Below are 20,173 nucleotides of genomic sequence, written 5' to 3' on the forward strand. Positions count from 1 at the left end.
GATCCCCGCCTGCGCGGGGATGACGATGATTTGGGAGGAGCGGGAAACCCCTTATCTCAAACAGCTATCCAGCCCGCTCCGTCGCACCACGCCGACGTAGCGCGACAGCGCATTGCCATGCCGGCGCACGAAGCCATGCGGGTCGATCGCCGCGCGCTTCTTGGGCAGCGGCAGCACCGCGGCGATCCGTCCCGCCTCGGTCGGCGACAGGTGCGACGCGTCGTGGTGGAAATAGCGCAGCGCCGCGGCATTGGCGCCATAGGTGCCGATCCCCGTCTCGGCGACGTTGAGATAGACCTCCATGATCCGCCGCTTGCCCCACAAGGTCTCGATCAGGACGGTGAAATAGGCCTCGAACGCCTTGCGGACATAGCCGCCGCCCTGGAACAGGAAGACGTTCTTCGCGGTCTGCTGGCTGATCGTCGAGCCACCGCGCAGCCGCTTGCCCTGCGCGTTGCTATAGGCGGCGCTGGCGATTCCCTTCCAGTCGAAGCCGTGATGCTCGCAGAAGCGCGCATCCTCGCCGGCGATCGCCGCGCGCGGCATGTCGGGGTCCATCTGCGACAGCGGCATCCAGTCCTTGGTGACGCTGCGCCCGCCGAGCAGGTCGCCCGCCATCGTCCAGGTGAACGGCACCGGCACGAACCGGTAGATGCCGACCCACAGCAGGCTGATCGCGACGAAGACCAGACCGGCCTTGAACAGGAGGAGGAGGATGCGGATCATCCCCGCTCCTTACGGGGACGGCGCAGCCCCCTTCAAGTGGAGGATCGCGGCGGCGGCGGCGGTGCCGGTCCGATACGCGCCGTGCGCGGTGGAGAAATCATGCGGCGAGCACGCCTCGCCGGCGAAGAACAGCCGGTCGTCGACCGGCGCGGCGAGGATCGCACGGGCGCCGGCCTGACCGACGCGGGCATGGCTGTAGCTGCCATGGATATACGCCTGCCCGCGCCAGTGCGTCGCGTGCAGCGGGACGAGCCGCTTGCGCCAATCCGCGCCGAGCAGACGGACCAGTTCCTCGATCGCGAAGTCGCTCGCGGCACGGCCGTCGGGCATCGCCTCGGCGCAGGCGCCGCCGAAGAAGCTCTCGACGATCGGCAGGCCGAAGGGCGACAGCCGGTGGCTCGCGGTGCAGGCGCTATGCGGATCGCCGATCAGATGCGCCTGCGCCGGCCATTCGGGGCGATCGACCGCGAGGAATACCTTGTCGGCGAGCCCCAGCGGCAGTGCCGCCCCAGCCTCCTGCTTCTCGGGCAGCGGCGGATCGAAGACGATCTCCGCATAAGCGGTGGTCGGGATGGCGAGGACGACGCGGTCCGCTGCGATCGTCCCGGCGGGGGTGTCGAGACGGATCGTCCGGCCGGCATGATCGATCCGCGTCACCGGCGTGTTCAGCCGCACCGGCACATCGCCGGCGTGGTCGACGACCAGCGTGCCATAGCCCGCCGGCAACGCCCAATTGTCCTCGGTCGCCGCATCCTCATATGCCGCCCAATCGTGCAGCGAGACGCGGTCGAGCGGCGCACCATTGGCGTAGCCGGAGATCGCATCGATCATCGGCCGCCATGGCTCGTCCCCGGCAGCGACGAAGTCGGACAAAGGCCGGTCGGGACCGTCAAGCGCCGCATGGGCGGACTCGTCCCATCGTTCGTAAGCCGCGCGGAACGCCGCCTGTTCCTCGGGCGGATAGCCGAGGCCGCGCCATTGCACACCCCAATTGGGCGACGAACGGTCGATCGTGAACCCCTCGCGCTCGGCGATCGCAGTCCACGGATTACGTCCGGCGGAATGGAGCCAGCCGCAGCCAGCGTCGAGGACCGCCTCCCGGTCCGTTCGGGCTGAGCCTGTCGAAGCCCCGGTCTGCGGCCGAGAGAGGCCCTTCGACAGGCTCAGGGCGAACGGGATAGGGGAAGCGGCGCGCTGCAAGTCCGACAGGCGGAGACTATGCGCCCGCCCGCCGAGCCGGTTCCCGGCCTCGACCAGCAACACGTCCTCGCCGGCATCGTGGAGCCGCCGCGCCGCCGCAATACCGGCCGCACCGCCGCCAATCACGACGGTGCCGACCATCTTACGCCGCGAGCAGCCGCTTCTCGCCGGCGATGCGCATCATCGCCTTCTGGAGCTTCTCGAACGCGCGCACCTCGATCTGCCGGACCCGCTCGCGCGACACGCCATAGACCTGGCTCAGCTCTTCAAGCGTCTTCGGGTCGTCGGTCAGCCGCCGCTCGGTCAGGATGTGCTTCTCGCGATCGTTGAGGTCGTCCATTGCCGACACGAGCATGCCGTGGCGGACGTCCGCCTCCTGTGCCTCGGCGACGACGCTGTCCTGCAACGGCGCATCGTCCTGCAGCCAATCCTGCCACTGGCCCTCGCCGTCCTCGCGCATCGAGACGTTGAGCGACGTGTCGCCGCCCATCGCCATGCGGCGGTTCATGCTGATCACGTCGCTTTCGGCGACGCCGAGATCGGTGGCGATCTTGGTGATATGCTCGGGCCGCAGGTCGCCGTCCTCGAACGCATCGAGCTTCGACTTCATCCGCCGCAGGTTGAAGAACAATTTCTTCTGTGCCGCGGTGGTGCCCATCTTCACCAGGCTCCACGAGCGCAGGATATATTCCTGGATCGACGCGCGGATCCACCACATCGCATAGGTGGCGAGGCGGAAGCCGCGATCGGGCTCAAACTTCTTCACGCCCTGCATCAGGCCGATATTGCCCTCGGAGATCAGCTCCGACGTCGGCAGGCCATAGCCGCGATAGCCCATCGCGATCTTGGCGACGAGCCGCAGATGCGAGGTGACGAGCTGCGCCGCCGCATCGGTATCGCCATGCTCCTGGAAGCGCTTGGCGAGCATGAACTCCTGCTCGGGCGCGAGGATGGGAAATTTCTTGATCTCGGACAGGTAGCGGTTGAGGCTCTGCTCCCCGCCGAGGGCAGGAATCGTCGCGGGGACGTTGCTGCGGGCTGCCATGATCTGATCTCCCTTTCTTGCGGAGGCATTCGTCCCGCACTGCGGCGACGAACGGCTCGAACCTATACGTGAAGCTCGGTGAACAGTTCCTGCATATCGGCAGGCATAACGCTATCGAACGCCAAAGCGGTGGTTTTCACCGGATGGATGAACCCCAGATGCGCCGCATGCAAGGCCTGACGGCGGAAACCGAGGGTTTCGAGCAGCGCCTTTTGAGCACCCTTTGTTCTACCATAGACCGGGTCGCCCAGCAAGGCGTGGCCGATCGAGGCCATGTGCACGCGGACCTGATGCGTCCGCCCCGTCTCCAGCCGGCATTCGACCAATGCCGCGTCGCGCAGCAACTGCATCGTGGTAAAATGCGTCACCGCACGCTTGCCGCCCTGGACGATCGCGATCTTCTTGCGGTTGGTCGCCGAGCGCGCGAGCGGTGCGTCGACCTTGCCCGCCGGCGGCCGCGGCACGCCGCCGACGATCGCGCGATAGCGGCGGTCGATGCTGTGGTCGTGGAACTGGCGCGCCAGCCCCTCATGCGCACGGTCGGTCTTGGCGGCGACCATCAGCCCCGACGTGTCCTTGTCGATGCGATGGACGATCCCCGGCCGCGCGACCCCGCCGATCCCCGACAGCGAGCCCTGGCAATGATGGAGCAGCGCGTTGACCAGGGTTCCGTCGAGATTGCCCGCGGCGGGATGGACGACCAGCCCGGCGGGCTTGTCGATGACGATGAGATGCTCGTCCTCATAGGCGACGACGAGCGGGATATCCTGCGCTTCGTTATGCGGCAGCGTCGGCACCGGCACCGCGACCGCGAACGTGTCGCCCGCCGCCGCCTTCTTCGCGGCATCGCGGACCATTTGCCCGTCGCGGGTCACCGCGCCGCTGGCGATCAGCACCTTGAGCCGCTCGCGCGACAGCGTCGGCACCGCGTCGGCGAGCGCGCGATCCAGCCGCCAGCCGTTCGCCGCCGGTGCGATCGTCGCGTCGATGATGGAAACCCCCCGGTCCATGGGATAGGGATGTGGGCATGACGGTGGCGATTACAAGCGATCTTGTCGGACAGATCCTGCGCGACGCCGCCGCTACGCCCCAAGCCGAGGTCTGCGGCCTGCTGTTCGGCACCGCGACCGCGATCACCGCGATCCAGCCGTGCCGCAACGTCGCGGCCGATCCGGCTTGCTGGTTCGAGATCGACCCCGCCGCGCTGATCGCCGCGCATCGCGCGCAGCGCAGCGGCGGTCCGGCGATCGTCGGCCATTATCATTCGCACCCCAACGGCGATCCCCGCCCCTCCCCGCGCGACGCGGCGAGCGCCGCGCCGGACGGCGCCTTGTGGCTGATCGCCGCGGGTGGCGTGCTGCGCGGCTGGCGTGCCGGCGCTGGCGGTGCCGTCGAGGGACGGTTCGATCCCGTCGCGCTCGGCGACGACCCTTGCGCACCGGAGCCGGCTCGGCCACATCGGTCGTCGCTTTTTCGAGGAACCTGAATGTCCGTCAGCCCGGTCGATTTCGCCAGCCTGCTCTGTTCGCGGCTGTGCCATGACCTGCTCTCGCCGGTCGGCGCGCTCAACAACGGGCTGGAACTGCTGACCGACGAGACCGACGAGGAGATGCGCGCACGCGTCTTCCAGTTGCTCAGCGAGAGTGCCCGCGCCTCGGCCAACAAGCTCAAATTCTTCCGCCTCGCCTTCGGCGGCGCCGGCGGCTTCGGCGAGCAGGTCGACAGCCGCGAGGCGAAGGCGGCGATCGAGGGGCTGCTGATCGACAACAAGCGCACCACCTTCAACTGGTGGGTCGAGGCGGAGACGCTGCCCAAGGCGGCGCTCAAGGTGATGCTCAACCTGACGCTGATCGCCAGCGAATCGCTGGTGCGCGGCGGCACGCTCGACGTCGGCGGCGAGGAGAACAACGGCCAGCTCGAGATCGTCGTCAAGATCGAGGGGCCGCGCATCATCCTCGCGCCCGAATTGCGCACCGCGCTCAACCATGGCGAAGGCCCCGAGGGCGTCACCCCGCGCACCGCCGCCGCCTATCTCGTCCACAGCCTGGTGACGCAGGCCGGCGGCACGATCCAGATCAGCGAACCCACCGAGACGATCATGATCTTCGGCGCGGTATTCCGGGGAAAGTAGGCGGAAGGGGGACGCCGCTGACCTCCCAATGCGCGTCCGCGGTCACACAGGGCGATCACATATCACGACGGCGATGAGGCTCCATCAATATCCCCAAAGGATCCGTCACCCCGGACTCGTTCCGGGGTCCACCCTGTGGCGAGGAGAAAGGCTTGAGGCGAAATCGCTCTCTCGCGGCCTGGTGGACCCCGGAACGAGTCCGGGGTGACGGTGTGGGTTGGGAAAGCGTAGGGCCGACCTGAACGCCCGTTTTCGCGGGCATACAATTCAGCAGCCTCCAACCATCCCGCTCAGTCCGCCAGCATCGCCTCCAACGCCGGGGTCAGGGTCTCGTCCCCACCCTCCACCACGATCCGCGCCGCGACGCCCTGCCCGGCCGCCAGCGCGCGACCCGCGTCCGGCCCGAGCACGGTCAGCGCGGTCGCCCAGGCATCCGCGCTCAGCGCATCCGCCGCGATCACGCTCACCGACACCACGCCGTTATCCGTCGACCGCCCCGTCCGCGGATCGATCGTATGCCCCCCGCGCCGATAATCCCCCGAGGTCGCCACCGCGAGCCCGTGCAGTGCGATGCGCAGCGGCGCGACATCCATCCCCGGCGGCGCCTCCAGATCGACCCACCACGGCTGGCCGTCCGGCCGCACCCCGCGCCCGACCAGTTCGCCCCCGATCTCGACCAGGGCATGGACGACACCGAGCCGTGCCAGCGTCGCCGCCACCGCATCGACCGCGAAGCCCTTGGCGATCCCCGACAGATCGAGCGCCACCCCGCCCGGCTGCGACAGCCGCCGATCGCCGGCGCTCCAGCCGAGCCGCCGCCAGCCGGAGGCGGCGCGCGCCGCGTCGAGCGCCGCCGCGTCCGGCGCCGACGCCACCAGCACCGGCCCGAAACCCCACAGGTCGACCAGCCGTCCGATCGCCGGATCGAACGCGCCGCCGGTCGCCGCGGCGATCGCCAGCCCGCGCGCCATGACGTCCGCAAAGTCGGGCGGCAGCACCATCGCGCTCCCCGCCGCCGCGCGATTAAAGCGCGACAGCAACGACGTAGGCAGCCAGTGGCTCATCTCCGCGACGATAGCGTCGAGCCGCGCGACCACCGCCGCGTGCACCGCGCTCGCGCCCAGCCCGGCCGGCAGGACGGCGCGCACGCTCCACCGCGTCCCCATCGTCTCGCCGCCGAGATCGGTCACCACCGCCGCCGGATCGCACGCCGCGATCGCCGCTGCGGAGATCGCCGCGGGAAGCGCGATCCTCACCGCGCCGCCGTCACGGCGTCAGCACTTCCAGCGTCGTGACGTAGCTCATCCGCCGCTCGGTCGCGCGCGGCGTCGTGGTCTTCGCGTCCGTCGCGGTGGCGTTGAGCCAATACATGCCCGCCGCCGGCCAGGTCACGCTGACCACGCCATCGCCGCCGGTGGTCAGGGTCATCGCGTTTTCGTCGTTGCGATAGCGCTTACCGCCGGGAATGACGGTGACCTTGAGCCCCGCCGCCGGCTTGCCATCGATCAAAAATCGGAATTTCGCCGCCTCGCCGGCGATCAGTTCGTCCGGATGCGTCACCGGCGCGAATTCGAGGCCCTTGCCGGTCGGCGCAAACACCGTCGTCGTCGGTGCGCCCGCGGTCAGGAACACCTCGTTGCGCGACGATGTCTCGGTCAGCTTCACGTCGGTCGCATTGGCCGGGATGTCGGCGACGGTCAGCGGCGCCGGCTGGCCGGGACGCGGCGGGCCGCCGCGACCGCCGACTCGCTTCTCGACGCCGTCGACCTTGAAGCTGCCCATCACCCCCGACATGGCGGTGCCGACCTTCCACGTCCCCGGCTTGTCGAGCTGGACGTCGAATACCGAGCGATAGCGCCCGGTCGCGCCATTCTGGAGCTGCCCCGGCGTGCCGTCGGGCTGCCAGACCTTCATCCCGTCGAGCCGCAGCGGCTGGTGATCGAAGAAGAACAGGTCGTTCGACACCGCGGCGTCGATCGTCACCCAGCTGTCGGTGCCGGAAAAGACCGTGCCCGACGGCAGCAGCCACATGCGATGCGCGGAGAGCATCGCCGGCGTGGCGAGCAGCGCCGCGGCGGCGAGCAGGCGGACGGTGAAGGGCTTCATGATATGCGCTCCTTTCAGCGGGCGGACACGGTGACGGCGCCGAGCTCGGTCTTGCCCGATCCGCGCGCGCTGGGATTGGGGACGGTCAGCGGCAGCGTCACCAGCTCGCGCCCCCCGGTCTCGCGCGCGGCCTCGACGGTAAGCACATAGGCGCCGGGCTTCAGCCCGTCGGGCAGCTTGACGCTATATTGACCGGGTGCGCGCGTCGCGCCGCTGATGCCGTCGGCGGGGACGGTCATCGACCGCCCGCCCTTGCGCCACCAGGCGCGCAGGTCGGCGAGATATTTGGTGCCCGCATCCTTGCCGGTCTTCTTGGTCTCGTACCACAGGGCCACCGTCCGCGCCGCGCCGCCGCCGGCGGGCTCCAGCCAGATCGCGACATAGGGCCGGTGATATTCGGCGACGTCCTGCTTGGGGATCGTCACGGTGACGGTCGCGGCACCCGCCGGCGCGGCGATCACGCCGCCGAGCAGGGCAAAGGTCGTTGGGCGCATGGTTCGTTCCCCTTTCAAATCAATCAATTCTCGTCGGGTATCGGCGTCACGGCATCAGTGGATGAAGACGAGGATCAGGACGACCGGAACGATCACGCCGAGCGCCACGATCGGCCAGGTCGCCGGGCGGTGCTTGCCGTGCATCTGCAGCAGCAGCAGTCCGGTCAGCGTGAACAGGATGCAGGCGACCGCGAACACGTCGAGGAACCAGCCCCACGCTGCTCCGGCATTGCGGCCTTTGTGCAGGTCGTTGAGATAGGCGATCCAGCCACGACTGGTCACTTCGGCGGTGATCCTGCCGTTGGTCCGGTCGATGCTGACCCAGGCGTCGCCGCCGGGCCGCGGCAGCGCGACATAGACGTCGCTGTCCGACCATTCGCCCGGCTTGCCCGCCGCATCGAGCTCCACCGCGCGCGCCACCGCCGCCGCAACCCGCGGCGGCAAGGCCGCATCGGCCGCCGCCGGTGCCGGTGCCTTGAGGTCGCGCAGGAGCGGCGGCGGCAGCGTCCCCGCCCGGTCGGTCACCACCGGCGTCGCGCCGATCGACGCGGCGTGGTTGAGCGTGATCCCGGTCGCCGCAAACAGCAGCATGCCGACCAGCGACACCGCCGCACTCATCCAGTGCCAGCTGTGCAATTGCTTGAGCCACCAGCCGCGCCATTTGCGCTTGGCCTGACGTGCCGGAGCGGCGGAAACGGATCGGACGGTGCTCACCGCTCCCGGCTAGCGGGCAAAGCCACATATTTCAACCGTCTTGCGAATGAGTATCATCCGCATGGCCCACCCTGTGCTTGCCCTGCCCTACCGACAGGCGGTAACCGCCGCGCACGCCTTACCGGAGCCTGCCCCATGAAGACCCGCGCCGCCGTCGCCTTCGAAGCCAAAAAGCCGCTCGAGATCGTCGAACTCGACCTCGAAGGGCCGAAGCCCGGCGAAGTGCTGGTCGAGATCATGGCGACCGGCATCTGCCACACCGACGCCTATACGCTCGACGGGCTCGACAGCGAGGGGCTGTTCCCCAGCGTGCTCGGCCACGAGGGCGCCGGCATCGTCCGCGAGGTCGGTGCGGGCGTGACCAGCGTCGCGGTCGGCGATCACGTCATCCCGCTCTACACGCCCGAATGCCGCCAGTGTAAGTCGTGCCTCAGCCAGAAGACCAATCTGTGCACCGCGATCCGCGCGACGCAGGGCAAGGGGCTGATGCCCGACGGCACCACCCGGTTCAGCTACAAGGGCCAGCCGATCTTCCATTACATGGGCTGCTCGACCTTCTCGAACTTCACCGTGCTGCCCGAGATCGCGGTCGCGAAGATCCGCCCCGACGCGCCGTTCGACACGAGCTGCTACGTCGGCTGCGGCGTCACCACCGGGGTGGGCGCGGTCGTCCACACCGCCAAGGTGCAGCCGGGCGACACCGTCGTCGTCTTCGGCCTCGGCGGCATCGGCCTCAACGTCATCCAGGGCGCGAAGCTCGCCGGCGCGAAGATGATCGTCGGCGTCGACATCAACCCCGACCGCGAGGACTGGGGCCGCCGCTTCGGCATGACCCATTTCGCCAACCCGCGCGACGTCGGCGACATCGTCGCGCATATCGTCCAGCTCACCGACGGTGGCGCCGATTACAGCTTCGATGCGACCGGCAACACCGACGTGATGCGCCAGGCGCTCGAATGCTGCCACCGCGGCTGGGGCACGTCGATCGTCATCGGCGTGGCCGAGGCGGGCAAGGAGATCAGCACGCGGCCGTTCCAGCTCGTCACCGGGCGCAACTGGCGCGGCACCGCCTTCGGCGGCGCGCGCGGGCGGACCGATACGCCGAAGATCGTCGACTGGTATATGGACGGGATGATCCAGATCGATCCGATGATCACGCATCGCCTGACGCTCGACGAGATCAACAAGGGCTTCGACCTGATGCACGCCGGCGAAAGCATCCGCAGCGTCGTGATCTACTGACCCGCGCATTCGGCGCTACAAGGACAAACCAGATGTTTTCCCACGTCATGCTCGGCACCGACGATATGGCTGCCTCGAAAGCCTTCTACGACGCAGCGCTCGGCGCACTCGGCGTGCCTGCCGGGATCAGCGATCCCAAGGGCCGTACCGCCTATATGCATGCCGGCGGCCGGCTGCTGCTGAGTAAGCCGATCAACGGCGAGCCCGCCTGCCACGCCAATGGCGGCACGATCGGCTTCGCCGCCGGCTCACCCGAGGCGGTCGAGGCATGGCATGCCGCCGGCCTCGCCAACGGCGGCACCGCGATCGAGGATGCGCCCGGCCCGCGCGAATCGCCCTTCGGCAAGCTCTATCTCGCCTATCTGCGCGATCCCGCCGGCAACAAGGTGTGCGCCGCGCATCGCATGGCGGCCTGAGCGATGACGTTCGAAACCGTCTCGACCGCCAAAGCCTACGGCGGCACGCAGGGAGTCTACCGCCACGACTCGACCGCGACCGGCACGCCGATGACCGTTTCGGTCTACGTACCGCCGCATAAAGAAGGGCAGAGGCTGCCGGTCGTCTGGTATCTGTCGGGACTGACCTGCACCCATGCCAACGTCACCGACAAGGGTGAATACCGCCGCGCCTGCGCCGAACTCGGGCTCATCTTCGTCGCCCCCGACACCTCGCCGCGCGGCGAGGGCGTCGCGGACGATCCCGCCTATGACATGGGTCAGGGCGCGGGCTTCTACGTCGATGCGACGCAGGCACCGTGGGCGCCGCATTTCGGCATGTGGTCCTATGTCACCGAGGAACTGCCGGCGCTGGTCGCCACGCATTTCCCTGCCGACATGGATCGCCAGTCGATCATGGGCCATTCGATGGGCGGCCACGGCGCGCTGACCATCGGCCTGACCTTGCCCGAGCGGTTCAGGGCGATCTCCGCCTTCGCGCCGATCGTCGCGCCGAGCCAAGTGCCGTGGGGCGAGAAGGCGCTCGGTGGCTATCTCGGCGATGATCGCGCATCGTGGCGCCGCCACGATGCGGTCGCGCTGATCGAGGACGGTGCGCGCGTGCCCGCGATGCTCGTCGATCAGGGCGATGCCGATCAGTTCCTCGAGGAACAGCTCAAGCCGCACCTGCTGGCGACGGCATGTGAAGCGGCGGGCATCGACCTGACGCTGCGCATGCAGCCGGGCTACGACCACAGCTATTATTTCATCTCGACCTTCATGGCCGACCACCTCGCGTGGCACGCCGAGCGGCTGCGGTAGCAACCGGGAACGCCGTTATACTGGACAAACCTCCTTCATCCCCCCGGACTTGATCGAAACCTCTGCGAAACCCCACCAGTGCTCCTGCGAACGCAGGAGCCCAGGAGTCCGGAACGCCGTCAACCGTTGCTCTGCTTGGCCCTGGGTTCCTGCGTTCGCAGGAACACTGCACAGCAACCATGGCCGGGTCGACTTTCGCGGAGGTCTTGAACTGGCGAGGGCAAGGCGAACCTCCCGCTATGCCCCCTTCGCCAGCATCTTCTCCGCACTCGTCTTCACGAATTCGGCGATCGGGCCGGACATCATCGCCAGCATCATCGGCACCTTCACCGTACCGCTGACGTTGCCCTCGCCCACCGCCATGTCGACCGCGACCTTCTGTCCCATCGCGACGATCGCCAGCGCGAGCGCATCCGGCCCGGTCCATTCGGCATCGACCGTGCCGCCGCCGGGAATATGCTGCGCCAGTTTCGGCAGCCCCGCGTCGATCCGCCGCCGCGCCTCCGCGCGACCGAGGCTGTGGGGAATGTCGAACGGAATCGCGGCCATCATCGTCTCCAGAAATCTAGTGCCGCGCGCCCTGCCCGTGTCTGTCGTACAGCGTCAACCGATCACCACAGGTGACGAACCCGCCCCGCCCCGCTAAGGCCCCGCGCATGACCGAGATCACGCCCCAGATCGTCGCCGACCACGGCCTGTCCACGGAAGAATATGAGCGCGTCCTGCACGCGCTGGGCCGCGAGCCCAATCTCGTCGAGCTCGGCATCTTCTCGGTAATGTGGTCCGAGCATTGCAGCTACAAGTCGAGCCGCATCCACCTCAAGAAGCTCCCCACCGAAGGCCCGCAGGTGATCTGCGGCCCCGGCGAGAATGCCGGCGTGATCGACATCGGCGACGGCCAGGCCGCGATCTTCAAGATGGAGAGCCATAACCACCCCTCGTATATCGAGCCCTATCAAGGCGCGGCGACCGGCGTCGGCGGCATCCTGCGCGACGTCTTCACGATGGGCGCGCGCCCGGTCGCCAATATGAACGCGCTGCGCTTCGGCTCGCCGACGCACCCCAAGATGCGCCACCTCATCGCCGGCGTCGTCCACGGCATCGGCGGCTACGGCAATTGCGTCGGCGTCCCGACGGTCGGCGGCGAGGTCAATTTCCACCCCGCCTATGACGGCAACATCCTCGTCAACGCGATGACCGTCGGCGTCGCCGATCAGGACAAGATCTTCTATTCGGCCGCCAGCGGCATCGGCAATCCGATCGTCTACGTCGGCAGCAAGACCGGCCGCGACGGCATCCACGGCGCGACGATGGCGTCGGCCGATTTCGGCGAGGACGCCGACGCCAAGCGCCCGACCGTACAGGTCGGCGATCCCTTCACCGAAAAGCTGCTGATCGAGGCGTGCCTCGAACTGATGGCGACCGACGTGATCGTCGCGATCCAGGACATGGGCGCCGCCGGCCTCACCTCCTCCTCGGTCGAGATGGCGTCGAAGGGCGGCGTCGGCATCGAGCTGGTGATGGACGACGTCCCCCAGCGCGAAACCGGCATGACGCCGTACGAGATGATGCTCTCCGAATCGCAGGAGCGCATGCTGATGGTCCTCAAGCCCGGCCGCGAGGCCGAGGCGGAGACGATCTTCCGCAAATGGGAGCTCGACTTCGCGGTCATCGGTCGCGTCACCGACACCGGCCGCATGGTGCTGACCTTCAAGGGCGAGACCGTCTGCGACATCCCGCTCGGCCCGCTCGCCGACGAGGCGCCGCTCTACGATCGTCCGCACGTCCCGACGCCCAAGCCCGCGCCGCTCGCCAACGTGCCGGAAAGCAAGGACATCGCCGCCGACCTGCTGACGCTGATGGGCTCGCCCGACGTCGCCAGCCGCCGCTGGATCTGGGAGCAATACGATCACATGGTCGGCGCCGACACGGTGCAGGCCCCCGGCGGCGACTCCGCCGTCGTCCGCGTCCACGGCACCGACAAGGCGCTGGCGATCACCACCGACTGCACCCCGCGCTATTGCTTCGCCGACCCGGTCGAGGGCGGCAAGCAGGCGGTCGCCGAGGCGTGGCGCAACCTCACCGCGGTCGGCGCGACGCCGCTCGCGATCACCAACTGCCTCAACTTCGCCAATCCGCAGCGCCCGGAGATCATGGGCCAGATCGTCGGCTGTCTCGACGGCATGGCGCAGGCGTGCCGCGCGCTCGACTTCCCGATCGTCTCGGGCAACGTCAGCCTCTACAACGAATCGAAGGCGACCGGCGGCGGCAGCGCGATCCTGCCGACCCCGGCGATCGGCGGCGTCGGCCTGCTCAAGGACTGGACCAAGAACGCGACGATCGCCTTCAAGGGCACCGGCGACATCATCCTGACCGTCGGCAAGCGCGGCGGCCATCTCGGCCAGTCGCTCTATTTGCGCGAATGCCACGGCCGCGAGGAAGGCCCGCCGCCGCCCGTCGACCTCGATGCCGAGCGCAAGACCGGCGACCTGATCCGCACCGCGATCCGGGATGGCCAGCTCTCCGCCGTCCACGACGTCTCCGACGGTGGCATCGCGGTGACGCTCGCCGAGATGGCGCTTGCCGGCAACATCGGCGCGATGATCGACCGCAAGCAGCCGTTCGACTGCGCCCGCGCCTTCTTCGCCGAGGATCAGGGCGTCTACGTCGTCACCGTCCACGACCATGCTTTGCTCGACTTCCTCGGCGCCGCGCACGCCGCCGGCGTCGAAGCCGAACCGCTCGGCCGCACCGGCGGCAAGCGCCTCATCTTCGAACGCCCCGACCGCGACGACGTCGCCACGATCGAGGCGCTGCGCAGCGCCCACGAGGGCTTCTTCCCGAAACTGATGGGTACCGACTCGGCGCTGGCTTGAGGTTCCGGTTCCTCCCCCGCCAGGGGGAGGTGGCGCGCCGAAGGCGTGACGGAGGGGGAGGACAGGTGGGCGTTCCGTTATGGAGCTCCCACCTGTCCTCCCCCTCCACCATTCGGCTAACGCCGAACGGTCCCCCTTCCCCCTGACGGGGGAGGATTTTCGCAGTTGCGACGAACCGTGCGTCAGCGACTGCGAATTAGTCGCAAATCCACTTGCGAACGTCTCGCAGTATCCGCATACAGGCGGCGAAGCGAGGAGCATCCATGGTTGTCTGCGTTTGCAATGCCATACGAGAATCCCAGGTCCGTGCCGCCGCGCGCAGCGGCTGCCAGACGGCCTGCCAGGCCTATCAATCGCTTGGCTGCCGGGCGAAATGCGGCCAGTGCGTCGTGGTAGCGAGAGCCATTATCGACACCGAACGCGCTGCTGCCTGACGTTCGCAACGTAAAAAACGGCAGATTTCTGCGGTTTTTTGCTTGCAGCACTACCCTTCCGAAGCCTAGATCGTCCGCAACACGGACAATCTAGGGTGGACATATGGCGATCAAGGGCGACCCGCGGGTCATCGAATATCTCAACGAAGCGCTCAAGAACGAGCTGACCGCGATCAACCAATATTGGCTGCACTATCGCGTCCTCGACCATTGGGGCGTCTACAAGCTCGCCCAGTATGAGCGGATGGAATCGATCGACGAGATGAAGCACGCCGACTGGCTGTCGGAGCGCATCCTCTTCCTCGACGGCCTGCCCAATTTCCAGCTGCTCGGCCGGCTGCGCATCGGCGAGACGGTGGAGGAGATCCTCCGCGCCGATCTCGCGATGGAGGAAGAGGCCGTCGTCCAGCTCAAGGGCGCGATCGCTTATTGCGAGGAGGTCAAGGACTTCATCAGCCGCGACCTGTTCACGCGGATCCTCGCCAGCGAGGAAGAACATGTCGACACGCTCGAGCGCCAGTTCGAGATGATCGAGCGGATGGGTATCCACAATTACGTGCAGCTCAACTCGATCAGCGAGCATGATTCGCCGAAAGCCGGCGCTGCGCCGCATCTCAACGGCTGATCCCCAATGCAAAACGGCCCCGCGTGATCGCGGGGCCGTCGAACGTTCAGCTTAGCGGCACTTGACCTTGCCGCGATCGACCGACCGGCCCAGCAACGCGCCGCCGCCCGCGCCGAGCAGCGTGCCCAGCGTGCCGCCGCCGACGAGGTTGCCGAGCACGCCGCCGCCGACCGCACCGACCACTAGGCCCGTCGTGCCGTCGTTGCGCTTGCAATAGGCGCGGCCGTCGCGGCCGCGATAGATCCGGTCGTCGCGGCCGAGGCGGCGCTCGCGATAGCGGCCGTCGCGATAGGAATTGGCGGGGTCCCAATTGCCGTCATTGTCGCCCTGCCAGCGATTGTCGCGCCGCTGATCCTGATACCGATCACCGCGCTGCGCGGAGGCCGGCTCCATGGCGATCGGCGATACCATCGCCACGGTCGCCAGTACGGCTAGAAATCCGGTCTTCATCGCTGCTCTCCTGAAAGATAGCGTGATAACCGGGCCGGCGGGCAATGGTTGCACCAGCCCCTTGATATGGCTCAATTCGCTTTGCGGTCCGTGGTCTTCACCAGCCACGGCTTGACCAGTCCCGTGGGGTGCGGCGTGCCGGTCAGCCGGCGTGCGGCGACCAGCCGGATCGGCTTCAGCAGCAGCTGTCCGCCCATCCCGCCCCCGGTCGGCAGCGCCAGGATACGCTTCACCACCGGCATGCCCGACACGACATGACCGAAGGCCGCATAGCCGGGATAGTCGCCCTTGGCGTCCATGCTCGGCATCGCGCCGACGGTGATGAAGAAATTGCCGCCCGCCGACCCGGCCTCGGCACGCCGCGCCATCGAAATCGTGCCGTCGACGTGGCGCAGCCCCGTCATCGCCGTCGTCTCCAGCGGGAACGACGGCAGGATGCGCCGCGCATCGGTGCGGATACCGCCCTGGATGAAGCCATAGGTCGGCGCGCTGCGATTGCGAGCGGACCGGTAGAAGCTCATCCCGTCGAACCGCCCGTCATCGACATAGCCCATGAAATTGGCGACCGTCCGCGGCGCATGGCGCGCATCCAGCGCCAGCACGATCGGACCATAAGGCGTGTCGAGGCGCACCCGGACGATGGCGGGCTCGCGCGGTGCCGCCGCCGGCGTGGCGCTGGACAGAGCGATGGTAGCAAGCAGGATCAAGGGCAGACGCATGCCACTCCGCTATGCCGATCCCGACGCGGGCACAACCGCCGCGGTCGCCGTGACGGCATGACGATTGTCATTAACGAAAGCGTGATTGCGCCTTTTGCAATTGCACCGATCCTTGCTGCGATGCACAAAGACCGTGCCTTTCAGGCATCCTCTCCTAAAAACTTTTCGGCCGGTCGCAAGACCGGCCTTTTTTTTGGCCGCGGACTGCGCTATTCGATCCTTGCCCAGAACGCGCCGTCAACGAAATATACGGAGCGGAGCCAGCCGGTAAAAGCCGGCACCGGCACGTTTCGGGACGCGGGGGATCGAGTGTACCGGCTGACGGACTCTCCCCCGCGGTTTCCCTGATCCAATCTTCCATCGCGGCAAACGCCGACCTTCCCCCACGTCTACAATATCCCTGGACGGCATGCCCACGCTGCGGATGTCCGCCGGGGAGACATGACGCACGATGACCTGTTCCAGCCGCCGCAATGCCTTAGTGACGACCTTCCATCGCATCTGGTTCGGCGATGCGACGATTCCCGAGCGGTACGAGCAATATTGGCGGGCGTGGCAGCGTCAGTTTCCGCAATGCCGGTTCGTCACTTGGACGGATGCGGACATCGATCGACTGCCGCTCAGCCGCGATCGCCTCCAGGAGTTCACAAGCCACGCCACCCGGGCCGACCTCGCCCGCTACGAGATTCTCCACGCGGAGGGGGGCATCTATCTCGACTGCGACATCAGGCCGCATCTGCCGTTCGCCGTCGATGACATGACGAGCCGGCTTACGGTCTGCAACGAGACCGAGGCCACCGATTACTGCTCGATCGGCTTCATCGCCACGCCGCCCGGCCATCCGCTATTTCTGGAACTGACCAACCATATCCTGCAAAGCCCGATCGACGAGACGCGTCCCAACGTCTCCACTGGACCGTGGCTGTTCGGCGCGGCGCTGCAACGGCACCCGCACCGGCGGCTGCCGCCCGCGGCTTTCTATCCCTATCTCTACGACGAGCCGCTGGCGGCGACCCGGATGCGCGACCTCGATCAGACGTTTGGTGTCCATATCTGGGGCGGATCGTGGCTGACACCTGCCGCGAAGCAGGACATCGCGCTAAAGCTGCTCGGCAAGGGTGATATCGCCGAGACCGCCGCCATCGTCGCGCGCCTCGACGGACCATGGGCGCAGGATGCCGCCGCAATGATCGACACGATCCGCGACATCCGGGAAAAGACGCTGCAGGTCGGCCCCGCGCTGTTCCCGGATCTGGCGATTAGACCCCATGATCGGCCTGCCTTCGAATTCGCCAAGGTGGTCGATTGGCTGTTGTCGCAGGATGCGGATCGCATGGTGTGGCAGATCGGCGCCGCCGACGGCACGCTGGTCGACCCGCTGCGCCCGGCATTGGTCAATTACGACCCGCCGGCGGTGTTGCTCGAGCCCAACCCGCATCTCTTCGCGATGCTGAAACAGGCCTATGCCGGCAATTGCAACAGCCGCCTGCTTCCCGTCGCTTATGGCACGCGCGCCGGCACATTGATCCTGAACGCGATCGATCCGGCCCGCGCCGTCGCGCTCGCCCTTCCCGACTGGGTGCTTGGTATCTCTTCGGTCTACGACGACCGCAAAGCCCTTGGCGGCAAGACGATCGACGCGGCGACGACCGAGCGGATCCACCGCTGCATCGATCGCATCCCCGTGCCGGTCATCGATCACCCGATGATGCTTGCCGAGGCGGGCGGGCGAGCCCCCGACATCCTCGTCGTCGATGCCGAAGGCATGGACCGCGAGATCATCGACGACATCCTCGTGCAAGGTGCCCGGCCGCAGGTGATCCACTTCGAGATCCAATGCCTCGATCCCGCCGACCAGCAGGGATTGCTGGCAGCGCTGGCCGAACATTATGCGGTGATCGCTTTCGGCAACGACATGACCGCCTATCGCCACGACGTCATGCTCGATTATGCCCGCGCGCTGTATGTCGAGCATGGCCTGCCGACGATATTCGCGGGTGCCGTCGCCGGTATCAACGGCTTGGCCTAACGGCCTTGGTCGTTGAAGTTCGCTCTTTCGTCACCCGGGGCTTGATCAAGACTTCTGAGAAAGCGCGGTGCTCCTGCGGACGAAGGAGCCCAGGAGCCGCGGCGCCAGTGAGGGTCGATCCCGCCTTAGATCTTGCGCCCGAAGCCCCCCGGCACCGGCCGGCGCGGGACGAGCGGATTGGCTTCGCGTTCGAGCAGGCCGAGCGTTTCGAAGAACAGCGGCCGCAGTTGCACGACCAGCTCCAGCGCCTCCTCGCAGGTGTCCTGCCGCTCGACACAGCCGCGGGCGAGTTCCTCGATCGATTCGGCCAGCGTCGCCAGCGGCTCCGCACCGAACTGGCGCGCCTCGCCCTTCAGCGTATGGGCGGGGATGACGATCGCCGCGGCGCTGCTGGTGCGCATCGCCTGTTCGATCGCGACCACCGACTTGACGCCGTCTTCGCGAAAATAGCCGAGGATGCGCACGAAACCGGCGCCGAGGTCGCTGCGCGCCTGCGCGAACACGGCCCAGTCCACCAACGTGCTGCCTGCGAACGACACTGCCTTCTCCCCTCGGCCGTGGGGACATCCCACATCGGTTCGCCGGCGATCCTAAGCCCAAGCGGTAAACACGACGTTGCCAAGTCTTTCCGCTTATTCCTTGTTGTCGAACGGATTCTTCGGCGCGCGAAAGGTCATTCGCACCGGAACGGCGCCGAAGCCCAGTTCCTTGCGCATCGAATTGACGAGATAGCGTTCGTAGCTTGCCGGCAATTGGTCGACGCGGGTGCCGAACACCACGAAGCTCGGCGGCCGCGTCTTGACCTGCGTGACGTAGCGCATCTTGATCCGCTTGCCACCGGGCGCGGGCGGCGGGTTGGCCTCGATCGCGCGCTCGAACCAGCGGTTCATCTCGCCGGTGCCGACGCGCTTCGACCACGCCTCGCGCGTATCGAACGCCGCCTGGATCAGCTGGTCGATGCCCTTGCCGGTCGCCGCCGATACCGTCATCACGGTGACGCCCTTCACCTGGCTGAGGCCATCCTCCAACGCCCGCTTGACGCCGTTGAACAAAGACGAGGCATTTTCCGCCACGTCCCATTTGTTGAGCGCGATCACCAGCGCGCGCCCCTCTTCGAGCACCTTGTCGGCGATGCGCAGGTCCTGCGCCTCCAGCCCCAGCGTCGCATCGAGCAGCAGCACCACGACCTCGGCGAAGTCGACCGCGTGCAACGCGTCGGCGACCGACATCTTCTCGAGCTTGTCCTGCACCTTGGCGCGCTTGCGCATGCCGGCGGTGTCGATCAGCCGCACCGGGCGGGGTTCGCCCTTGGGATCGTGCCACAGCCAGTCGACCGCGATCGAATCGCGCGTGATCCCCGCTTCGGGGCCGGTGATCATCCGGTCCTCGCCGAGCATGCGGTTGATCAGCGTCGACTTGCCCGCGTTGGGCCGACCGACGATCGCGAGCTTGAGCGGCGCGTCGGGACGGTCGTCCTCGTCCTCCTCGGGAATTGCGGCGAGCGCCTTCTCGATATGCGGCAGCAGCGCCTCGAACAGGTCGCCCATCCCCTCGCCATGTTCGGCGGACAATTGCACCGGGTCACCGAAGCCGAGGCTGAGCGATTCGAGGATACCCTGTTCGCCCGCCCTGCCCTCGGCCTTGTTGGCGGCGAGGATCACCGGCGTGGTCGAGGACCGCAGCCAGCGGCCGATCTCCTCGTCGAGCGGCACGATGCCGGCGCGCGCGTCGAACAGGAACAGCGCGACGTCCGCCTGACCGATCGCCGCCTCGGTCTGGATGCGCATCCGGCCGGGCAGCGTCTGGGCGTCGTGATCCTCATAGCCCGCGGTGTCGATGACGCGGAAGTCAAGGCCGATCAGATGCGCATCGCCCTCGCGCCGGTCGCGGGTGACGCCGGGCCGGTCGTCGACGAGCGCGAGCTTCTTGCCGACCAGACGGTTGAACAGCGTCGACTTGCCGACGTTGGGACGGCCGACGATCGCGACGGTGGGAATACGGGACATGCCCCGGCTCTTAGAAGAGGTGGCGGGAAATACCAATCCTCCCCGGCACGGGGAGGTGGCAGCGCGTCAGCGCTGACGGAGGGGGGGCTTCCACGCACGACTCGCTTGTGGAAGCCCCCC

The 20,173-nt window shown here is 67.5% G+C and carries 23 protein-coding genes; 10 read left to right on the forward strand and 13 right to left on the reverse strand.

Features of this window, described 5'->3' with window-relative positions; genetic code table 11:
• Positions 1 to 51 precede the first annotated feature (51 nt).
• The 4 genes from mtgA to MC45_RS06555 form a co-directional block, all read right to left on the reverse strand.
• Positions 52 to 726: a monofunctional biosynthetic peptidoglycan transglycosylase gene (gene mtgA / locus MC45_RS06540; protein ID WP_038660991.1), complete on the reverse strand. Its 675-nt coding sequence runs from the start codon at positions 724 to 726 to the stop codon at positions 52 to 54.
• A gap of 9 nt (positions 727 to 735) precedes the next feature.
• Positions 736 to 2,067: a flavin monoamine oxidase family protein gene (locus MC45_RS06545; RefSeq protein ID WP_038660993.1), complete on the reverse strand. Its 1,332-nt coding sequence runs from the start codon at positions 2,065 to 2,067 to the stop codon at positions 736 to 738.
• 1 nt (position 2,068) lies between these two features.
• Entirely contained in the window at positions 2,069 to 2,971 is a 903-nt protein-coding gene (rpoH, locus tag MC45_RS06550) for an RNA polymerase sigma factor RpoH (protein ID WP_038660996.1), read from the reverse strand.
• Positions 2,972 to 3,033: 62 nt separating this feature from the next.
• Positions 3,034 to 3,981, reverse strand: coding sequence for an RluA family pseudouridine synthase (locus MC45_RS06555; RefSeq protein ID WP_038660998.1), 948 nt, complete (start codon positions 3,979 to 3,981; stop codon positions 3,034 to 3,036).
• 17 nt (positions 3,982 to 3,998) lie between these two features.
• Here MC45_RS06555 and MC45_RS06560 point away from each other — a divergent pair, with 17 nt between their 5' ends.
• Both MC45_RS06560 and MC45_RS06565 read left to right on the forward strand, forming a co-directional pair.
• A complete protein-coding gene (locus MC45_RS06560) occupies positions 3,999 to 4,457 on the forward strand; it encodes a M67 family metallopeptidase (protein ID WP_052075545.1) in 459 nt (152 codons plus the stop codon).
• A complete protein-coding gene (locus MC45_RS06565; RefSeq protein ID WP_038661000.1) occupies positions 4,458 to 5,102 on the forward strand; it encodes a histidine phosphotransferase family protein in 645 nt (214 codons plus the stop codon).
• A 290-nt stretch (positions 5,103 to 5,392) separates the two neighbouring features.
• Here the strand turns inward: MC45_RS06565 and MC45_RS06570 are convergent, their stop codons facing one another.
• From MC45_RS06570 to MC45_RS06585, 4 genes are read right to left on the reverse strand one after another with little or no spacing between them, the layout of a single operon-like run.
• Complete coding sequence (locus tag MC45_RS06570; protein WP_425423996.1) at positions 5,393 to 6,358, reverse strand: FAD:protein FMN transferase; 966 nt, start codon at positions 6,356 to 6,358, stop codon at positions 5,393 to 5,395.
• Between the two features lie 10 nt (positions 6,359 to 6,368).
• Positions 6,369 to 7,208 carry a DUF4198 domain-containing protein gene (locus tag MC45_RS06575; protein WP_038661003.1) on the reverse strand — a complete coding sequence of 280 codons (840 nt, stop codon included), beginning with the start codon at positions 7,206 to 7,208 and terminating at the stop codon, positions 6,369 to 6,371.
• A 14-nt stretch (positions 7,209 to 7,222) separates the two neighbouring features.
• Complete coding sequence (locus MC45_RS06580) at positions 7,223 to 7,702, reverse strand: DUF2271 domain-containing protein (RefSeq protein ID WP_038661005.1); 480 nt, start codon at positions 7,700 to 7,702, stop codon at positions 7,223 to 7,225.
• A 54-nt stretch (positions 7,703 to 7,756) separates the two neighbouring features.
• Complete coding sequence (locus tag MC45_RS06585) at positions 7,757 to 8,416, reverse strand: PepSY-associated TM helix domain-containing protein (protein WP_038661008.1); 660 nt, start codon at positions 8,414 to 8,416, stop codon at positions 7,757 to 7,759.
• A 135-nt stretch (positions 8,417 to 8,551) separates the two neighbouring features.
• On the opposite strand from MC45_RS06585, the gene MC45_RS06590 reads away from it, so the two are divergent.
• From MC45_RS06590 to fghA, 3 genes are read left to right on the forward strand one after another with little or no spacing between them, the layout of a single operon-like run.
• Positions 8,552 to 9,658, forward strand: coding sequence for an S-(hydroxymethyl)glutathione dehydrogenase/class III alcohol dehydrogenase (locus MC45_RS06590; protein ID WP_038661011.1), 1,107 nt, complete (start codon positions 8,552 to 8,554; stop codon positions 9,656 to 9,658).
• Between the two features lie 32 nt (positions 9,659 to 9,690).
• A complete protein-coding gene (locus tag MC45_RS06595) occupies positions 9,691 to 10,074 on the forward strand; it encodes a VOC family protein (protein ID WP_038661015.1) in 384 nt (127 codons plus the stop codon).
• A 3-nt stretch (positions 10,075 to 10,077) separates the two neighbouring features.
• Entirely contained in the window at positions 10,078 to 10,914 is an 837-nt protein-coding gene (fghA, locus tag MC45_RS06600; protein ID WP_038661018.1) for an S-formylglutathione hydrolase, read from the forward strand.
• 237 nt (positions 10,915 to 11,151) lie between these two features.
• Here the strand turns inward: fghA and MC45_RS06605 are convergent, their stop codons facing one another.
• Positions 11,152 to 11,466, reverse strand: a complete 315-nt coding sequence (locus tag MC45_RS06605) for a polyhydroxyalkanoic acid system family protein (protein WP_245640860.1) — start codon at positions 11,464 to 11,466, stop codon at positions 11,152 to 11,154.
• Between the two features lie 104 nt (positions 11,467 to 11,570).
• Here MC45_RS06605 and purL point away from each other — a divergent pair, with 104 nt between their 5' ends.
• From purL to bfr, 3 genes are all read left to right on the forward strand, one after another.
• Complete coding sequence (purL, locus tag MC45_RS06610) at positions 11,571 to 13,790, forward strand: phosphoribosylformylglycinamidine synthase subunit PurL (RefSeq protein ID WP_038661024.1); 2,220 nt, start codon at positions 11,571 to 11,573, stop codon at positions 13,788 to 13,790.
• A gap of 263 nt (positions 13,791 to 14,053) precedes the next feature.
• Positions 14,054 to 14,224, forward strand: a complete 171-nt coding sequence (locus MC45_RS19780) for a (2Fe-2S)-binding protein (RefSeq protein WP_081974359.1) — start codon at positions 14,054 to 14,056, stop codon at positions 14,222 to 14,224.
• 109 nt (positions 14,225 to 14,333) lie between these two features.
• Positions 14,334 to 14,849, forward strand: a complete 516-nt coding sequence (gene bfr, locus MC45_RS06615) for a bacterioferritin (RefSeq protein WP_052075790.1) — start codon at positions 14,334 to 14,336, stop codon at positions 14,847 to 14,849.
• A gap of 51 nt (positions 14,850 to 14,900) precedes the next feature.
• Here the strand turns inward: bfr and MC45_RS06620 are convergent, their stop codons facing one another.
• Positions 14,901 to 15,299: a glycine zipper 2TM domain-containing protein gene (locus tag MC45_RS06620; RefSeq protein ID WP_038661030.1), complete on the reverse strand. Its 399-nt coding sequence runs from the start codon at positions 15,297 to 15,299 to the stop codon at positions 14,901 to 14,903.
• 71 nt (positions 15,300 to 15,370) lie between these two features.
• Complete coding sequence (locus tag MC45_RS06625; RefSeq protein ID WP_038661033.1) at positions 15,371 to 16,018, reverse strand: peptidylprolyl isomerase; 648 nt, start codon at positions 16,016 to 16,018, stop codon at positions 15,371 to 15,373.
• Between the two features lie 57 nt (positions 16,019 to 16,075).
• Between MC45_RS06625 and MC45_RS19240 the strand changes: the two genes are divergently transcribed.
• The gene (locus MC45_RS19240) at positions 16,076 to 16,366 is read left to right on the forward strand and encodes a hypothetical protein (RefSeq protein WP_156143788.1); all 291 of its coding nucleotides are present in this window, start codon (positions 16,076 to 16,078) and stop codon (positions 16,364 to 16,366) included.
• 103 nt (positions 16,367 to 16,469) lie between these two features.
• Positions 16,470 to 18,047, forward strand: a complete 1,578-nt coding sequence (locus MC45_RS06630) for a glycosyltransferase (protein ID WP_081974360.1) — start codon at positions 16,470 to 16,472, stop codon at positions 18,045 to 18,047.
• A gap of 125 nt (positions 18,048 to 18,172) precedes the next feature.
• Here the strand turns inward: MC45_RS06630 and MC45_RS06635 are convergent, their stop codons facing one another.
• Together MC45_RS06635 and der are read right to left on the reverse strand one after the other, a co-directional pair.
• Positions 18,173 to 18,586 carry an Hpt domain-containing protein gene (locus MC45_RS06635; protein ID WP_038661039.1) on the reverse strand — a complete coding sequence of 138 codons (414 nt, stop codon included), beginning with the start codon at positions 18,584 to 18,586 and terminating at the stop codon, positions 18,173 to 18,175.
• A gap of 93 nt (positions 18,587 to 18,679) precedes the next feature.
• The gene (der, locus tag MC45_RS06640; protein WP_038661041.1) at positions 18,680 to 20,053 is read right to left on the reverse strand and encodes a ribosome biogenesis GTPase Der; all 1,374 of its coding nucleotides are present in this window, start codon (positions 20,051 to 20,053) and stop codon (positions 18,680 to 18,682) included.
• Positions 20,054 to 20,173 lie beyond the last annotated feature (120 nt).

It is taken from the genome of Sphingomonas taxi, from assembly GCF_000764535.1.
Lineage (GTDB): Bacteria > Pseudomonadota > Alphaproteobacteria > Sphingomonadales > Sphingomonadaceae > Sphingomonas > Sphingomonas taxi.

Excerpts from the sequence above, each read along its gene's own strand:
- MC45_RS06555 (WP_038660998.1), bottom strand. The coding sequence starts at position 3,981 with ATGGACCGGGGGGTTTCCATCATCGACGCGACGATCGCACCGGCGGCG.
- mtgA (WP_038660991.1), bottom strand. The coding sequence starts at position 726 with ATGATCCGCATCCTCCTCCTCCTGTTCAAGGCCGGTCTGGTCTTCGTC.
- fghA (WP_038661018.1), top strand. The coding sequence starts at position 10,078 with ATGACGTTCGAAACCGTCTCGACCGCCAAAGCCTACGGCGGCACGCAG.
- MC45_RS19780 (WP_081974359.1), top strand. The coding sequence starts at position 14,054 with ATGGTTGTCTGCGTTTGCAATGCCATACGAGAATCCCAGGTCCGTGCC.
- MC45_RS06565 (WP_038661000.1), top strand. The coding sequence starts at position 4,458 with ATGTCCGTCAGCCCGGTCGATTTCGCCAGCCTGCTCTGTTCGCGGCTG.
- MC45_RS06545 (WP_038660993.1), bottom strand. The coding sequence starts at position 2,067 with ATGGTCGGCACCGTCGTGATTGGCGGCGGTGCGGCCGGTATTGCGGCG.
- MC45_RS19240 (WP_156143788.1), top strand. The coding sequence starts at position 16,076 with ATGACGATTGTCATTAACGAAAGCGTGATTGCGCCTTTTGCAATTGCA.
- MC45_RS06605 (WP_245640860.1), bottom strand. The coding sequence starts at position 11,466 with ATGATGGCCGCGATTCCGTTCGACATTCCCCACAGCCTCGGTCGCGCG.
- MC45_RS06630 (WP_081974360.1), top strand. The coding sequence starts at position 16,470 with ATGACCTGTTCCAGCCGCCGCAATGCCTTAGTGACGACCTTCCATCGC.
- MC45_RS06575 (WP_038661003.1), bottom strand. The coding sequence starts at position 7,208 with ATGAAGCCCTTCACCGTCCGCCTGCTCGCCGCCGCGGCGCTGCTCGCC.
- MC45_RS06625 (WP_038661033.1), bottom strand. The coding sequence starts at position 16,018 with ATGCGTCTGCCCTTGATCCTGCTTGCTACCATCGCTCTGTCCAGCGCC.
- MC45_RS06580 (WP_038661005.1), bottom strand. The coding sequence starts at position 7,702 with ATGCGCCCAACGACCTTTGCCCTGCTCGGCGGCGTGATCGCCGCGCCG.
- der (WP_038661041.1), bottom strand. The coding sequence starts at position 20,053 with ATGTCCCGTATTCCCACCGTCGCGATCGTCGGCCGTCCCAACGTCGGC.
- rpoH (WP_038660996.1), bottom strand. The coding sequence starts at position 2,971 with ATGGCAGCCCGCAGCAACGTCCCCGCGACGATTCCTGCCCTCGGCGGG.
- MC45_RS06560 (WP_052075545.1), top strand. The coding sequence starts at position 3,999 with ATGACGGTGGCGATTACAAGCGATCTTGTCGGACAGATCCTGCGCGAC.
- MC45_RS06620 (WP_038661030.1), bottom strand. The coding sequence starts at position 15,299 with ATGAAGACCGGATTTCTAGCCGTACTGGCGACCGTGGCGATGGTATCG.
- MC45_RS06590 (WP_038661011.1), top strand. The coding sequence starts at position 8,552 with ATGAAGACCCGCGCCGCCGTCGCCTTCGAAGCCAAAAAGCCGCTCGAG.
- MC45_RS06595 (WP_038661015.1), top strand. The coding sequence starts at position 9,691 with ATGTTTTCCCACGTCATGCTCGGCACCGACGATATGGCTGCCTCGAAA.
- purL (WP_038661024.1), top strand. The coding sequence starts at position 11,571 with ATGACCGAGATCACGCCCCAGATCGTCGCCGACCACGGCCTGTCCACG.